Origin of the sequence: Mesorhizobium sp. M0239 (assembly GCF_040321815.1) — a bacterium.
Classification (GTDB): domain Bacteria; phylum Pseudomonadota; class Alphaproteobacteria; order Rhizobiales; family Rhizobiaceae; genus Mesorhizobium.
In genome coordinates this window covers 40,789-56,655 of the sequence record NZ_JAMYSG010000030.1, presented here as the reverse complement: position 1 = coordinate 56,655, position 15,867 = coordinate 40,789, and the positions used below count along the sequence as shown (strand labels likewise).

Here is a 15,867-nt window from a genome sequence, read left to right as displayed (position 1 = left end):
AGGAGAAAGTCGGCGCGTTGCGAGCATCTCCGTCTTGCCGGCTCCCGGTCCGGCAGTGAGCGCTAGGTTGGCTTCGGTCTCTGTTGCTGCCTCTAGGGCATTGGGCTCCAGAACGAACCCGTCCGAAGGTTTCCAATGTTCCGCACGGATCATTCAGGAAGATTTCCCAGCATCGTCCTCACGCGTTCGAGAGCCGATCGAGGAGCTGGCGAAACGGCCGGAGGTGCGCTTTCGCACGCGCTCTTACGAAACGGTGCGCTCGGCCGTCGCATCCGGCTTCGGCATGGCCGTCCTCAACATGCGGCCTATCGGTCGCGCCACCGCCGATGGGGAGGAGATCGTTCGAAGACCAATCCTCGATGAACTGCCGCCACCGACGCTGATCGTCGCCGACATGAACAATCGAGTGGGAATGATTCAGGCCCACTCAAACGTCGATTGGCTTTGATGAACCTTCGCATATCGCCCACCCGGATTTCTAGGTACCACCATCAGAGCAATAAGGCTCACGGTGGTGCTTTTTAATGCCCAATGCGATGGAGAAAAGGCAATTTCCTGCCATGAAGCCTTCAATTGTCCTGAGGTATCTTTCAGGAGGCAATTGCTATGTTGTCGGCGTCGCCCTTAAAGCACTGAAAAGAACTATAAGCTGGCTGACCGTGACGGCATCTACGTCCGCGTCATGTCCAGGGGCGCGATCTAGGCAGATACGGCCGAGACGATCGCTCGCGGAGATCCGATGTCGCGCGCTATGGTACTTCGCTTACCCAAACGGATATGACTCTTGGGATCTGATTCCCCTGCGATAGTCCGGCCAGTCCAGAATGAGGCGGGCTATCTTGATTTCTTGGCTCCAATGACTGAGTACCCGCGCCTTGCCTACAGCATGAAAGCCGTTCGCAAGGCAGGCGACCGGCTGGCAAAACCTATTCAGTTCGGACGAGACATCACTGTCGGCCAGTATGTGGACGCACTCGAAATCTTCTCAATCGCCAATAGCTGGCGCGACTCGCACTTTCTGCCGATGCGCAGCGTTCGGTTCTCTGTCGGTCATCACATAAGAGCCCTGCGACTGGAGGGCGACATGGCATCCCGGCCGAAGCGCATGGCATCCATTCGTCGGAAGCTTCGAGAGTCCACCACCAATTTGGACACCATGAACGACATCGGCGGTTGCCGAGCGATCATGGCCGATATCAAAGGTGTTCGCTCGCTTCTCGCATCGATGCGAGACAAGTTCCCCCATGAGATCCACTCTAGGGAGTTTAACTATATCGATGAGCCGAAGCCGGACGGGTATCGAAGTCACCATATTGTTTTCAAATACCGACCCAGAGATGCCGACACCGAGGCTTTCGACGGACGACGCATCGAGTTGCAAGTTCGTACCAAGCTTCAGCACTCATGGGCAACTGCGGTTGAGGCTGTCGGGCTATTCCGGGGCCAGGATTTGAAGCACGGAGAGGGCGACCAGGATTGGCTTCGCCTTTTCCAGCTTATGTCGGCGGAATTCGCGCACGTTGAGCAGTGCCCCGTTCATGTAAGTGTTCCGGATCACAATGACCGGGTTCGAGAATTGCGGGATCTCAACAAGCGTATAGATGCGATCGGCATACTAGAAAAAATCAAGAATACTACCCGATGCCCAGAAAATTTCGTACATCAAGCGGAAAAAACTCGATTCTATTTGCTTCAATATCGGGAAGATCGTAAACTGACCGTCGAGCCTTTCACGGCACTTATATTAGGCGCACGAAAATTGAAAGAGATCGAGCAAAAAATCGAGCTAAGGGGCAGTGAGATAAAGGCTGTCTTGGTCGAGGTGGATAAGCAAGAAAAGCTTGTGGAAATGTATCCGAATTACTTCGGAGACGTTTCCTTATTTGCTCGTAATCTGAAATCCATCTGCTAGGGAAAAGCGGCTATCCAATACAGTTAGCCTGCACTGGGTCGGCTTAAGCGCCGTCGCTCGCTTCCGTGTGAAGTAACCCGAGGCGAGGCGCTTGCCGACGATACCATCGAGGCTGCGACCGGCCCGTGCATCGTCGTTCATGCCAGGGGCTACGCGTGAATTATGGCGGAAGTCATATTCGGAGAGGTCGCGGTGCAGATGCTTTTTTGCGCAAGGCTGATAGGTGCCACGCATGCCGCGCTTGAAGATGCTGATGCGCCGGGTATTTTGGCAGTGTTTACTCAGCCGCCGGGGCAGGTCATTCCGATCTCGGGGTGACATCGGGCGATCGCAGCAGTCTGGCGAGTGCGGAGCGTTTCGTCGATCTTGCGCACGTGAGCGGGACCGATGACCGTGACAAAGTTCACCGTTTAATCGAGCATGGCCTCGACGGTGGCGACAAAGTCGTCGAGCGAGCGATCCCCGCGAATCTCGATGCGTGGAAGATCGATGGGATCGCAATTAAGGTCCGCCGGCCCGTGTCTGCTGCCGAAGCCGATCCGATAGCCGGACTCCTTGGCCAGTCTGCCGAGCCGTCGGTCGGTGACAGAGAAGGGTGCCGCGAACGCCGAGGTTGGCCGACCGGTCCAACGTTCGATGAACATACGAGAGCGCAGCAGTTCGGCGGCCAAGTCAGAGCTCGACAGACCATCGATCGCGCGATGCGTCGCGAGATGGCTTCCGAAGAACGCACCTTCGGCGGCGAGCCGCCGCACCGTCCCGGCATCCATAAGCTGCGTCGGCGGACCGTTTTCGGCATCCCACTGCGCGCTTTCACCCACCAGGTCAGTCACCAGGAACACTTCCGCGGTCAGGTCGTTCGCGCGCAAGGTTGGCCAGGCTTGGTCGGCAAAATTCTGGAAGCCGTCATCGAAGGTGATGAGCACTGGGCGGCCAGCGAAAGGCTGACGGTTGGCGATGGACCGTTCCAGTTGCTCGGACGTGGTCGCGTGAAAGCCATTGGCGCGCAGCCATGCCATCTGGCTGGCGAATGCGGCGGGCGTTAGCCGAAAACGGGCGAGGGCAGCCGGACCTTCTTCGGCGACGCTGTGGTACATGAGGACAGGGATACGTGGCCGCCGCTCGCTGCGCGCGACGTCGCGGCGCAAGGCCCGCGCCCCGCCCCAGACGATATTTCGGGCGACCCCGAGTCCGATGGGCGCGCGGATCGGCGCATGATCAATCCTCGGTTCCGTCACTACATCGTGCGGTGACAGGCGGCGGAAGCGGTCTATGCGATAGAGCTCGGTCTGGATCGACTGCTCGAGGACGAGACCTTCGGTCGCTGCGAGCGCCTCTGAGATCGCTTGTGCCCCGAATGTGTTCCAGTCGAAGCCCGTCCTTTCAACATTGTCACGCAGCACGAATGCGTGGGCGCTGATGAAACTGCCGCCAGGCGCCAACGCCTCTGCGAATTTTTTGGCAATGCGCCGCAACTCGGCGAGATCATCCAGATAGTAGAGCACTTCCGAACAGAAGATCAGATCCATTTCACCCGGCAGCGTGTCTGCGGAGAAATCCAGTACGCCGAATTCGACGTTCGGCTGATCGCTGCATCGCGCGCGGGCCCGTCCCACGGCTATGGCGGAGATGTCGGTTGCGGTCAGATGGCCCACTCGCGGCGCCAGCTGCCGCGTGAAGTGGCCCTCCGCGCAGGCGAGCTCAAGTGCCCGTCCGATGGGACCCGCAGGCAGAATCTCGAGTTGCCGCTCATATTTTTCCTGCTCATAGGACGAACCGTAGTTCCAGGGATCCTCGGTCGTGAAATAGCCATTCCAGAACAACGTGCGATTCTCGTCGTGCCTGGGCCGTGCACGGCGCGGCGCGGCAGAAGGCTCCGCAGGTTCGGCGCTCGACCGGACCAACTCCCGCGCTTGCGCAGCCAATCTCGCGAGTTTGCCGAAATGGCTGTCCGGATCAGGCTCGCGTTCGGCTGTGCCTGACAATGCCCGGGCTGGAAGCGTGTTCGGAGTGTTGGCGCCAGCCTCCTTTTGCGGTGCGAAATTCCGGATCAGTTCAATCCAATGATCCCTTGTCACTGTCCCGAGCACGCCGAATTGTACGACGGCCTCGATGTGGCCATCCATCATCAGGTAGGCATAGATTTGGTCGATTCCTTCCGGCAGTTCGGTCGAGGTCGGATTTCGAGCGTCGACGCGGATTCCAAGTGTTCGCGCCAGCCTGCGCGGCGCGCCAAGATCGTCGGCGTCGAGAAGCATTTGCTCAAGCTGATACTGGATGCGGCGAGCCGCTGCGGGATTGTCCCAGACCTTGCTGAGTTCGGTAATCAACTCGGTGATGGCGCGGCCGAACCTTCCCCACCTGGCAGCCAGTTGCGCCGGCACAGACAGGCTTCCCACCGCAAGGCCGTTGATGGCTACCTTGGCGATCTCACTCGCCCACTTGCGTCCGGCCGGAAGCGCGCGCAGGGACTGCGGGTTGATTGAGCCCGAGCCGCCGCCGCAATCCGACGCGGCGTTCCAAAATGCGAACCACGCGAGTGCTTCGGAAGCGGTGCGGCCATCCGCCGAGTTCGCTCCGTTGGCGTGGATAGTCACCGGGTGTTTGACTCTGGAGTCGGCAGAGAAGCCACGGGCGATGACGATTTCCGCGTCGGCCAGCATCTGAGATGAATTGCGGGTGAGCGAGTTGGGGCTAGCCCGGTAGAAGGCGAGCGGCTCGTCGACCATTACCCAATTTCTGCCGAGACGGGCGAGGCGCTGCCACAGATCCCAGTCCTCGCATGTACGCAGCGACACATCGAAACCGCCCAACTCGACGATTGTCTCCCGGTCGAGCAGCAGCGCGTGGGTGGCGATGGCACACCGGCGGGCAAATGTTTCAAAGGGCTGGATCGCAACCTCTGACGAGATGCTCAACCAGATAAGTTCGCCATCGGGCATCACGCATTGGGAGCCGCAATAGGCGGCCACTGAATCGGGCGCAGCCTCCAGTGCGGCTAGCATTTTCGCGAGGAAGCTGGCGTCTACCCAATCGTGCGCATCCAGAAACATGAGCCAGTGGCCGCGCGCCGTCGAAATCCCGCTATTGCGCGCGCCGGCGGGGCCACGGGCGCAAGAATTCAACGTCCGAAATCGGGAATCTTGTTCCACATAACTGGCAATGATCGCGGGGGTGCGGTCCGTGGAGGCGTCGTCGACGATGATCGCCTCCCAATCCACGATTTCCTGATCGAGAAGGCAATCGAGTGCGCGCGCCAGCGTCACCTCTGCGTTGTGCGCAGGAACCACGATTGAAACCAATGGATTATGCGCCATGCCGTCTTACCCAAGCCTGGTTCGAAGGTACAAGAGCCCCGAGACATAGCCGGCGATTTCCCGCCAAAGGAAACGGTCACCGAGGATGCTGCATCCAAACAGTCTCCCGTGAACTCTTCCGAGCCGTCGCGCCGCCATTTGGCTGCAGTGCGAGCTTGCTCCTGTCCTGCTAGCGACGTTAGAAGCCTGGCGCAGCATTTCATCCGTGCCGCCGAGATCGGACGCCGGCTGTCGCAGATGCACGTCAAAGCCAAGCATGCCGCATACTCATGTCGATCCCTGAACTCGGCGCCATGACCACAAGCTGCGGTCCCTGGCCTGGCTATGGCAAACTGCCGTCCTTTGCAATCGACGACGCAACAATGCAAGCCCACTGAAGCTTTGGTTGAATGACTGCCAGCTATTGGGACCTATTGCTCTCTCCTATCGACCGAAACACCTCGATTCCGGGCTGCATTCTTGATCGGCGATTCCGCGTGTGAAAAGAAGATTCTCCTTCTACTGTTGAGCTCGCGCCGGAAGCTGATGGTGGCAGTATATAGCGGAGCGAGAGCCAATATGCTGCCCGCTGGAACAGCTATTTTAGCAATTTCTAATGAAAACTCATTACTTACATATTTCTAAATAGATATACATAATGCCATTGTATCACTCGGCTTCATAGTAGATTTCGCTCGATAACCAATTAGATTAAACGGCTATGGTTGCTATCACAGAGAGGGGCGAGAGCAACACCTAGCGGTACTGGTGCTTTTTCGGCCGGTCCAAGACGTGTAAAAAGAGCACGCAAATTGGCTTGCGCCAAGAAGATTCCGGCTTGCAGGTTGCGGATTTTGCTGGCATCTTCACCTGTTTATGGGTCTCTGCACTGTGGCAGGTGGTTCAAATAGAGGGGTATAAGGATGGCCAAGGAATCTTCGAGTACTTCGAGTGCCGTTTCCTCCGCAAACAAAGCGGACGCAAATTTGATTGGTAATGCAGACGGAAGCGGGCTGAACTTCATGGCGGCCCAGGTTCGCGAAAACGGGGGCGCCGGCGACGCCGTAGGTGTCGACAAGATACGCGATCTGCTGTTCGGCAACCAGATGCAGGACTATGACCGCCGTTTTTCCAAGCTTGAAGAACGGGTGTTGCAGCGCTTCAAGGATGTCGAATCCGAAGCCAAGCGCAATCTTGAGATGTACGAGTCAAATGCAAAGAAGCAGATCGATTCGCTCGCGGCGCAATTGCGGAACGAAAAAGACTCACGAGCCGATGCCGACAAGGAGATTGACCGGAATCTTCGCGAGCAAAACCAGGCACTTGAAAAGCAGGTGCGTGCGTTGTCGGATCAATTGAGCGCGCTTGAGCGGGACGTTTCGGACCGGATAAATCGAAACGATCATTTGTTGCGTGAGGAAATTAAGCAGAAGAATGAAGGCGTTCAGATGCTGATAGAGAAAATGTTTGCCGATCTCAGCAACGTTAAGACCGACCGAAATCTTTTGGCTGGCCTGTTTGTAGAGGTTGCGAAATGTCTGAATCAGGATCCCGTCGGCAGCAAGGGCAACTCGGATCGTAGCTGGAAAGTGAGTTGATGGGACCTTGACGTCAACCGTCGACCCAATCAGTCTTCCACAAAGAACAGCCTCGAACGATACAGAAATTGATCGCGAGGCTCTGGCTCGTCTTTTGGTCGAAATTGCCCGGAACGTTGATCCGGACTATCGTGCGCGTTTCGACGGAGTTCCAACCGCCGATCCTCGCATGGAAACGCTGCGCCAGTTGCTGGTCAGCCGCGAAATTTCGGAGCTTTCACGAGTTACGCATCTGCTGGACGAACCCGAGCAGCTTGCGGCAGCGGTGGGCGATGTTCTTCCCATTGCGGTCGCGCGAGCGACTCATGCGCAGCTCGGCGAGGCGCTTGCGCCAGCTGTCGAACGGGCTGTGCAACGGTCAATCCAGAAGAGCCCGCGCACGCTGACGGATATATTATACCCGGTGTTTCTGCCGGCAATCCGCAAGTCGATCGGGGAAAAGATCGACCAGACATTTCAGTCACTGAATGAAACTTTAAGACATATATTTACCTGGCATGGGCTCAAGTGGAGATTTGAAGCTTGGAGGACAGGTGCGAGCTTCTCGGAAGTTGTCCTAAAGCATTCTCTTATCTATCGTGTAGAGCATGCCTTTCTCATTAATCGTAATTCCGGGCTTTTGATAGCGCATGTAGCTGCCGACAATGCGACGAGCGAAGATCCCCAGCTGATTTCGTCGATGCTTAGTGCAATTCAAGATTTTGTGAAAGATTCATTCAACGAGAGAGAGCAGAGCGGCCTGGACACTATCCGTTTTGGCGACCTTCGTCTCTGGTCGGAAGTTGGACCGTTTGCGACCCTGGTTTCGGTGATCCGGGGAAATCCGCCAGAGGAATTGCATGAAATAGTTCGCGATGTATTGCTTCGCATCCATGAGGAATGCTCACAGGCTTTAGTAGAGTTTGACGGCGACAGTTCGCAGTTGGCCGGGGTAGAGGCGCAATTGCGGACCTGCGTGGAGCAGAAGCAGGAGGAATCAAACGAGGGATTTCCGTGGCTGGTGGCCGCCGTGGCCCTGCTGTTTTTGATTCTGGCAGGCGGTTGGTTCTTTCTTTCCTGGCAATCCGGGCAGCGCTGGCAGGCTTATGTGTCGCGCTGGCAGGCCTACGTGTCGCGACTGGAGGCCCAGCCGGGCATCATCGTTGCCGAACAACAGGCGCGCGACGGCCAATTCTATATTGCCGGCCTAAGAGACCCGCTTGCCGCCGACCCACAGTCGCTGTTGTCTGGAACGCAGGTCGATCCCGCCCGGGTTCATTCGCAGTGGCAATTCTATCAGAGCCTTCAACCGGAGTTCGTGCTGAAGCGGCTGAAGGCGTCGCTGGCTCCGCCGGATTCAGTACGACTATCAATCGACAATGAGCGCATCGTTGCCGAGGGTGAGGCTCCCGACACCTGGATAGATCGGGCGCGTGCAGCGGCCCGACAGCTTTCGGCAGGCGGACCGGAATTCGACATCTCCACGGTTCGTGACGTAAGCCCCGAAGTACTCGAGGCGAAGCGCTGGCAGGCCTACGTGTCGCGACTGGAGGCCCAGCCGGGCATCATCGTTGCACAACAAAAAATACGCGATGGCCGATTCTATATTGCCGGCCTGAGAGACCCGCTTGCCGACGACCCGCAGTCGCTGTTGTCTGGAACGCAGGTCGATCCCGCCCGGGTTCATTCACAATGGCAATTTTATCAGAGCCTTGAGCCGGAGTTCGTGTTGAAACGGCTGACGGCGTCGCTGTATCCACCGGATACAGTACGACTTTCGATCGTCAATAATCGCATCATTGCCGAGGGCGAGGCTCCCGACACCTGGATAGATCGGGCGCGCGCAGCGGCCCGACAGCTTTCGGCAGGTGGACCGGAATTCGACATTTCCAAGGTTCGTGATGTGAGCCCCGAAGCACGCGCGGCGGAGCACTGGCAGTATTATGTGTCGCGACTTGAGGCCCAACCGGGAATTGTCGTCGCCCAACAATCGACCAGGGGTGGACATTTCTATATTTCCGGCCTGCGAGACCCGCTTGCCGCCGACCCGCAAGCTCTGCTGTCCGGAACGGAGGTCGATCCTGCCCGCGTTCATTCACAGTGGCAATTCTACCAGAGCCTTGATCCGAAGTTTGTGGTGAAGCGGCTGACGGCGTCGCTGACGCCGCCGAAATCGGTCCGACTTTCGATCATCCAGGGTCGCATCGTTGTCGTGGGCGAGGCTCCTGCCGCCTGGATCGACCGGGCGCAGGCCGCCGCTGAACAACTTTCGGCGGACGGAGTGGTTCTGGATGTCTCGCAACTGCGTGAGCTGGACCTTGCAGAGCTCAATCATTTGAGAGAGTCTATCCAGACGACCGACATTTTCTTCTCTTCCGGCAAAGTTGTGCCGGGACCAGAGCAGACGCCGGTTCTCGACAGATTGGCGGATCAAATAAAGGAATTCGCCCAAAATGCCCGCAAGTCAGGCGTAACTGCGCGGTTCATGTTGACCGGCCATTCGGACACCACGGGCCGTGAGACGGCCAACGCGTCGATCAGCGCCGCCCGTGCCGAGACAGTTCGTGCGCTTCTCAACAAGCGCGGCGTCGCCCCGGAACTGCTGCTGGTTCGGGGCGCGGGCACCTTTGAACCGGCGGTGCCTGAAAATAGTCAGGCTGGTAGCTCCACCAATCGCCGGGTTTCCGTTACGGTAAACTTGGACTAGGTGGGAGCCCAAGATGTTGCAAAAAAAGATCTGTATGTTGGGCGGGTTCTCTGTTGGAAAGACGAGCCTGGTTCGCAGGTTTGTGAAAAGCATCTTTTCAGAGACCTACTTGACCACGGTGGGAGTGAAAATCGACAAAAAGAGTGTCGCACTCCCGGACAAAACAGTGGATCTGATTTTATGGGATTTGGCCGGCGAAGATGATATCGGCTCATTCCGCGTCAGCCATGTGCGAGGTGCGACAGGCCTCGTGCTTGTCGTCGATGGAACCCGCGCCGCTACCCTTACCGCTGCACTCACGCTGCGCGAGCGGGTCGAGGCTGAATTCGGTGCTATGCCGTTCGTACTGCTTTTCAACAAATCAGATCTGGCCGATCGGTGGGTAATACCAGATAGAGAAATTGACGAACTGAGGCAACGCGGATGGCAAGTCTATCTGACAAGTGCGCTCTCGGGTGAGCATGTCGATGATGCGTTTCTTAAACTCGCTTCGATGGTCACCAAATAGACCATGCAAAGATTGCCAAGAGAGGTCGGAAGCTGGATTTACGATTTCTTCTACAACGAGCGTGCTATTGCGTATGTGAAAATTGACGCCCAGCTGCGGACAGCGGCGAAGGGCGGTAACGTTGAACATTACGGGCTCTCATGCCTTCGCATCGGTAAGCCTGTAGCCGACCAGCTTGAATTCATGGAAGGTTTGCTGCCTTGCCCGGAGCTTCCATTTCATATGCCTATGGTCGAACTGCCCAGCGGGCGTGTCGCGGACCTTCATCTTTTTGCTGATGATGACTGCGTGTGGCTGCTCTTTCTTGATGCCACTGCCGAACGCGACAACAAGCAGCGGCTTCAACAGAAGGCTTATGAAATGACTCTTCTGCAAGAGAGGGAGCGCCAACTCAACGAGAAGTTACATTCGGCCAATGAGGCGTTGAGGAAGAGTCAGGAGGGATTGTCGCGTGAATACCAGCGCGCGGAATCCCTGCTCCTCAACATTCTTCCGGCGTCGATCGCGGAGCGGTTGAAAGCGCAAAAGAAAATTGCCGACAACCACGCGGAGGTGAGTGTGCTTTTTGCCGACATCGTCGGTTTTACCGAAAGAGCGCGCAGCGTCGGAGCGGTGACTACGCTCGCTATCTTGAATTACTTCTTCAAGGCGGCGGATAGGCTCTCGGAACGACACGGCTGCGAAAAGATCAAGACTATCGGCGATTGTGTCATGGTGGTCGCTGGCCTGCCCACCGCGCGATCCGATCATGCACGAGCCCTCACGCACTATGCAGTTGAACTGCGCAAGGCGGTCAAGCGCGAACTCTTCGCAGGAGAACCGATAAGGCTGAGAATTGGAATTCACTCGGGACCGATCGTCGCTGGCGTCATAGGCAAAAGGCGGTTCGCCTATGACCTGTGGGGCGAGACCGTTAATCTCGCCTCACGTATTCAAACGTCCGCGGAGCCCGGTGAAATCCGTATCTCCGATGCAACGCGCCAACTGCTTGGGCCAAAATTTGCTTGCGACCCACTTGAGGAAACGGAATTGCGTGGTGCAGGTCGTGTACGAATGTGGCGGCTCCCAGCCTGATTTCCGGTTGACGATCCTGGAGCGCACTGCATCTCAAGCCGCAAATGATCAACGCAAAGATTTGACCCAACTAGTGACCCTCATTGGGCGACTTGGGGCTGGCTCGCAACGACAGTTACGGCCATCTGGGCCGTTTTCCCCACGCGTGGCGGCATGGCAGGAACTGCTCGCGTCAATCCTGACTATTCGCTGGAATACCGTCGCAAAGTCTTGCCTTACAAGAACCCTGCCGATATCGAACTCACGGTCGACGGGCTCCGCAAGGCCGGAATAGTGCAATGACAAATGAGGGCATGCGGCCCGGATCAGACGCCAAAGGCTCGGCCTATCTTGCGCCATCGGGCGTTTTCACGAACCAGTTTCAGGTCGTCGGTCGTCTCGGCAAAGGTGTGCGAACGGTAGTGCCCGAGCAGGTCAGGAAACAGCCTCCCTGCCGGCAGGCCGGCAACCTGTTCGCGGACCGACATTTTTTCATCGATGACCCGGGTGCCCCAGGCATTTTCCCGAACCTGCAACTCGGCAGCCAGACCGCGCTCTTCCGGCGCGGTTTCATCCAGCGCGGCCAGCAGGATCGAATGGAAAAGCGCTACATAACCGATCTGCCTCAGGCCGCCCACGACCCGCACGCGCGGCAATATGGCAAGAACGAGGAACGTCAGGAACAAGTTCGGCAGCAGCACGCCGTCCAGCAGCGCCTGCTTGAGATGCGCCCGCTCGAACGGGATGGAAAGACCATTCGGCCTTTCAGGCTCGATCAGGTGCCCGTTCTCGAGGACGAGCTTGCGCACGCGCTCCTCGCGAATGCCCCAGAAATAGGCCGTGGCATTGGGCAGGAATCTGCCAAATGGGCTCGATTCGGTCTCTTGCAGGGTACGTTCGAGACGCTGACGCCTTGCGGGCTCAAGGAGCAGCTTGGAAAGAAGGCTGCTGTCATGGTCCAGATGCCGCGCCACGACGGAAGCCGCGAGCCGGTCATCGATGAACACCGGCCGAGCCATGCCGGAACGATCCCAATCGGCGACCAGATCCTCGTTGAGTTCTGTCAGTGCATCGGCGGCGGTTCCAAACACCTTGTCCTGGCTGGCGAGCAGTGTGCCCAGCCAGCGGCTGGCATCCGTTTCGTCGCCCACCGCTTCGAGCGCCCGCTTGTTGAGGGTGACCGGGCCGGCCGCGCAGGCGCTTTTGCGGCATAGTTTGTGGCGCCCCATGCCAAACAAGTTGACCTTGTCGTCGCCGACATCGAGCCATCCCGGCCCCTCCCGGCCAATTGTCTCCATGGTCATCGTCGTTCCCATGAAGCCGACGAAGGCCGACAGCCCGTTTTCGACCGCGCCGAGCCAGGCAAACAGGAGGGCATCGAAGGTGATCCGGTCCATCAGAAGCAGGCAGTGGAGGCCGGACTGAATCACCGGTCTGTGGTCGAATTCTTCAAGGGCCTTGCCGACCTCTTCAGGCTGCATGATCAAATCAAGGCGCTGATGCAGTATATCAAGCAGGATCGAACGGGCAGCGATCGCCGGACTCGATGCAGGCCTTGCCACCGGCCGCCACAGATGGCGGGCGTATTCGGAAACCGGTGCATTCCAGTTCTGCTCGATGTCACGCACGACTTCCGGGCAGAGCAGTGATAGCACTGCCAGAACATCCACCGGAGCCTTAAGGGTCGGATCAAAGTCCGTGGTCATCAGAACCGCAGCCGGGCCATGCTCAGAAGGTCGTGATACCGCCCTTCGGTAAAGCCGGCCTTCACATGCCGGCCTTCGACCTCGAAGCCGTGGCTTGTGTAGAGGCGGATGGCCGGTTCATTGTCGGCATAGACGGTCAATTCGACTCGCTTCAGGGCGCGCCAGTTGTCGGCCACGTCAAGCAGCGCGCCAAGTATGGCAGAGCCGATACCCTTGCCGACAAAGCCATCGTCAAGGCCGATATTGATCTCACCGATGTGCGAACGGCGCGGCGAACCCTGCACGACCAGGCTGCCATGGCCGACGACCTTGCCGTCCAGCTCGGCAACGATCCAGGTGGTTTCCTGGCCGGACTTGGCGATACGCCGTTCTACCTGCTCCACCATCTCGAATGGCATCCTGAGCGTGCCCCAGCGGAAGCCCGGCATGTTGAAGATGGCGCAAAGCGCCTCCGCATCGCTTGGCCGAATGGCCCGGAGTTGCGGCTGGATTTTCTTTGGGAATGGCGAGGTCGTGCTGGTCATGGCTTTCCCGGCAAAGGCAATGGGCCCGGCACGATGCACCGGACATCATCTGAAAATCCAGCCATCTCATCATCCTATGATGCCGATTGCGCGCTGAAGTACCAGGAGACGGCGTAGAGTTTGAAGATGCCGCTGATTCCGATCCAGCCGAAAAGGGCGAGCCAGCACAATGTTCCCGTCGCCGTCCAGTCGATCCGGTGCACTGCGGCCTCGGTGATGACAAGGCCAAGGATGGCAAACAAGCCGACCAGAAACTGCGCCAGACCGAGCACCAGCAGCTCTTCGCGCGGCGCGCTTTTCCTGACGAGATATGTGCCGCCCGCTCCGGCGAGGAAGATGGCGCTGTAGACCTGAGCGTGGAAGGCGTCGATCGGCCACGGCCAGAAGCCGCCGAATGTCAGGGGAAACAGCAACAGACCGACGCCATAGAGCCCGAGGATCACCATTTCCATCGACATGTAGCCGCGCCATGCAGAGTTTAAGGTCACGCCCTTTGCGGAAGGACGGCCCCTGGCCCGCCAAAGGAACGATCCGGATACCGCGACCGAAGCAAGATAGACCAAGAACCAGAGCCAGGGCGCTTTGCGCTCGAAGTTGAAATAGCCGAGACTGAAGAACGAAGCCGCCGACACGATGACGGTGAAGATGAAGGCCATGACAAGCACGAGCCTGCCTGGCGACCAGCGGTTCCAGACCAGCAGCGCCGCCATCACGACCATTTCGGCGGTGTAGAAGCCGCCGAGGAAGCGGGCATTGAACGGCGTGACGGCCCAGGGCCAGCGCGGCTTGACCAGCGCAGGCGCGAAAAACAGGCCGGCGCCGACGATCAGGACGATGATGACCCCCGCCGAGAAAAGCCGCAGGGCCGCGGGAAATGGCGGGTTGCCGGGTGTCGGCGCGGGAGAAAGTCCCAAAGATGAATACCCCATGGACTCACCATAGTGCCGCTTGCGATCGGTGAAAATCCCGACGGAAATTGAACCGTCGCGCGGGCTTTGCCATTCGAATGGCCGTACGATCCGTTTCGAAGTAAGATGGAGCGCTCGGAACAAAGACCGGTTCCGGTGAACCACCTAGGGGGCGCATTTTCCGGAGCCTGCACGATGACCGAAATTCAGGATCTGTTCTCGCTTTTGCGGCAATCAACCGATGTCGATCTCCAGGCAATCGACGCGATCCGGCGGACCATCGCGGAAGGCAAGGATTATGAACTTTGCCGCATCAATGTGCCGGCTTTCACCAGCAAGCATGGCCTCGACGAGGAACGCGCCATAAGCGCCTTCCTCCATGCGGCGCGGGTGGGCATCTTCGACATTTCATGGAATGTTCTGTGCCCCGGCTGTGGCGGCGTGCTCGACACCAACGCTACGCTGAAAACCCTGCAGAAGGACGAATACACCTGCGCGCTATGCTCCGAAGGCTATTCGCCGACCCTTGATGAGATGGTCGAGGTGACATTCACCGTCAGCCCTCGCGTGCGCAGGATTGCCGCCCACAATCCACACGAACTGCCGTTGGTGGAATATTTTCGCCAGATTTACTGGGGATCCGGCGTCGATCTGCCGGAAGAGGATCTGGCGAAAAACATAGGAGCGTTCTCGCTGGAGGATATCGAGCTGGCGCCGGGTGAAAAGGCCGTCCTGCTTATACAGCTTCCGCCCGAATTCATCATCGTCTTCGAGCCGGTCACCCATTCAGCGCAGTTCATCGACGCGAAGGGCAAACCAACAAAAGAGCGGCGAAGCCTGTCTTTGGCTTTCGACCGCGACCATGTCCAGAACCAGACACTGGAAATGCTACCCGGTCCGCTGCGTATTTCGCTGGAAAACAGGACCGACACCCGCGTGCTGCCGGCAGTCTTCATCGCCGGCGAGGCATTGCATAATCTCCTGGGCAAACGCCGGCCTTTTCTGACCGCCAAGCGCCTGCTCACCAACCAGACGTTCCGCGACCTCTATCGTACGGATACGCTCGACATCAACCAGCGCCTGAAGATCACCAGCCTCACCTTCCTGTTCACCGACCTGCGCGGATCGACCGCGCTTTACGAGCGGGTGGGCGACCTTTCAGCCTTCGATCTCGTGCACGTGCATTTCCAGGTTCTGCACGAGATCGTCGCGGCGGAGGCAGGCGCGGTGGTGAAGACCATCGGTGATGCGGTGATGGCGACATTCGCGACGCCTGATCGCGCGATGGCTGCGGCCCTCAGGATGCGTGATGCCATGCGTGCGCTCAATGACAGAAGCGGGCGCGAGGATCTGCTGCTCAAGATCGGTGTCCATGCCGGCCCCTGCATCGCCGTGTCCATGAACGAGCGACAGGACTATTTCGGCCAGACGGTCAACATTGCTTCACGGGTCCAGAACCTGGCCAACGCACAGGCTATCTTCGCCACCCGTGCAGTGGTCGACGACAATCTCACCGCCGATCTGTTGCGCAGGAACGCTCTGACGCCCGTGCTTCACGAAGTCTCGCTGCGCGGCATCGAGCGGGAGATAGCGGTGTATACAATCCCCTGAGCAATTGGGCCGTCCAGAGCAATTCCAAGGAAGTGTAAACGGTTTTCGGGAAAAGCGCCTAGCAC

General features: G+C 58.3%; 11 protein-coding genes and 1 pseudogene. 7 read left to right on the top strand and 5 right to left on the bottom strand.

The genetic code is table 11. The features are described from left to right. The first annotated feature begins 67 nt into the window (after positions 1-67). Positions 68-448: a type 2 periplasmic-binding domain-containing protein gene (locus NKI99_RS26705; protein WP_206638033.1), complete on the top strand. Its 381-nt coding sequence runs from the start codon at positions 68-70 to the stop codon at positions 446-448. A 336-nt stretch (positions 449-784) separates the two neighbouring features. Further along, a complete protein-coding gene (locus NKI99_RS26700; RefSeq protein WP_352612695.1) occupies positions 785-1,912 on the top strand; it encodes a RelA/SpoT domain-containing protein in 1,128 nt (375 codons plus the stop codon). A gap of 84 nt (positions 1,913-1,996) precedes the next feature. Here the strand turns inward: NKI99_RS26700 and NKI99_RS26695 are convergent. Both NKI99_RS26695 and NKI99_RS26690 read right to left on the bottom strand, forming a co-directional pair. Further along, positions 1,997-2,164, bottom strand: a pseudogene (locus NKI99_RS26695) (IS1595 family transposase); the annotation flags it as partial. A gap of 158 nt (positions 2,165-2,322) precedes the next feature. After that, positions 2,323-5,229 carry a glycosyltransferase gene (locus tag NKI99_RS26690; protein ID WP_352612693.1) on the bottom strand — a complete coding sequence of 969 codons (2,907 nt, stop codon included), beginning with the start codon at positions 5,227-5,229 and terminating at the stop codon, positions 2,323-2,325. A 902-nt stretch (positions 5,230-6,131) separates the two neighbouring features. Between NKI99_RS26690 and NKI99_RS26685 the strand changes: the two genes are divergently transcribed. The 4 genes from NKI99_RS26685 to NKI99_RS26670 are packed head-to-tail and all read left to right on the top strand — an operon-like array spanning position 6,132 to position 11,074. Next, positions 6,132-6,806, top strand: coding sequence for a coiled-coil domain-containing protein (locus NKI99_RS26685; RefSeq protein WP_031212622.1), 675 nt, complete (start codon positions 6,132-6,134; stop codon positions 6,804-6,806). Positions 6,807-6,813: 7 nt separating this feature from the next. Continuing rightward, positions 6,814-9,492 (top strand): OmpA family protein, encoded by a 2,679-nt coding sequence (locus NKI99_RS26680; protein ID WP_352612691.1) that lies wholly within the window; start codon positions 6,814-6,816, stop codon positions 9,490-9,492. 13 nt (positions 9,493-9,505) lie between these two features. Continuing rightward, positions 9,506-10,000 (top strand): Rab family GTPase, encoded by a 495-nt coding sequence (locus tag NKI99_RS26675; protein WP_023809564.1) that lies wholly within the window; start codon positions 9,506-9,508, stop codon positions 9,998-10,000. 3 nt (positions 10,001-10,003) lie between these two features. Further along, positions 10,004-11,074 (top strand): adenylate/guanylate cyclase domain-containing protein, encoded by a 1,071-nt coding sequence (locus NKI99_RS26670; RefSeq protein WP_023809563.1) that lies wholly within the window; start codon positions 10,004-10,006, stop codon positions 11,072-11,074. A 305-nt stretch (positions 11,075-11,379) separates the two neighbouring features. Here the strand turns inward: NKI99_RS26670 and NKI99_RS26665 are convergent, their stop codons facing one another. The 3 genes from NKI99_RS26665 to NKI99_RS26655 all read right to left on the bottom strand — a co-directional run bounded on the left by NKI99_RS26665 (position 11,380) and on the right by NKI99_RS26655 (position 14,197). Next, positions 11,380-12,759 carry a hypothetical protein gene (locus tag NKI99_RS26665; RefSeq protein ID WP_031212620.1) on the bottom strand — a complete coding sequence of 460 codons (1,380 nt, stop codon included), beginning with the start codon at positions 12,757-12,759 and terminating at the stop codon, positions 11,380-11,382. After that, positions 12,759-13,283, bottom strand: coding sequence for a GNAT family N-acetyltransferase (locus NKI99_RS26660; RefSeq protein WP_023809560.1), 525 nt, complete (start codon positions 13,281-13,283; stop codon positions 12,759-12,761). The genes NKI99_RS26665 and NKI99_RS26660 overlap by 1 nt, the downstream gene beginning before the upstream one ends. 74 nt (positions 13,284-13,357) lie before the next feature. After that, positions 13,358-14,197, bottom strand: coding sequence for a hypothetical protein (locus NKI99_RS26655; protein WP_023809559.1), 840 nt, complete (start codon positions 14,195-14,197; stop codon positions 13,358-13,360). Positions 14,198-14,386: 189 nt separating this feature from the next. Between NKI99_RS26655 and NKI99_RS26650 the strand changes: the two genes are divergently transcribed. Continuing rightward, positions 14,387-15,802 (top strand): adenylate/guanylate cyclase domain-containing protein, encoded by a 1,416-nt coding sequence (locus tag NKI99_RS26650; protein ID WP_352612689.1) that lies wholly within the window; start codon positions 14,387-14,389, stop codon positions 15,800-15,802. Positions 15,803-15,867: the final 65 nt, after the last annotated feature.

Excerpts from the sequence above, each read along its gene's own strand:
- NKI99_RS26675 (WP_023809564.1), top strand. The coding sequence starts at position 9,506 with ATGTTGCAAAAAAAGATCTGTATGTTGGGCGGGTTCTCTGTTGGAAAG.
- NKI99_RS26670 (WP_023809563.1), top strand. The coding sequence starts at position 10,004 with ATGCAAAGATTGCCAAGAGAGGTCGGAAGCTGGATTTACGATTTCTTC.
- NKI99_RS26650 (WP_352612689.1), top strand. The coding sequence starts at position 14,387 with ATGACCGAAATTCAGGATCTGTTCTCGCTTTTGCGGCAATCAACCGAT.
- NKI99_RS26665 (WP_031212620.1), bottom strand. The coding sequence starts at position 12,759 with ATGACCACGGACTTTGATCCGACCCTTAAGGCTCCGGTGGATGTTCTG.
- NKI99_RS26660 (WP_023809560.1), bottom strand. The coding sequence starts at position 13,283 with ATGACCAGCACGACCTCGCCATTCCCAAAGAAAATCCAGCCGCAACTC.
- NKI99_RS26690 (WP_352612693.1), bottom strand. The coding sequence starts at position 5,229 with ATGGCGCATAATCCATTGGTTTCAATCGTGGTTCCTGCGCACAACGCA.
- NKI99_RS26685 (WP_031212622.1), top strand. The coding sequence starts at position 6,132 with ATGGCCAAGGAATCTTCGAGTACTTCGAGTGCCGTTTCCTCCGCAAAC.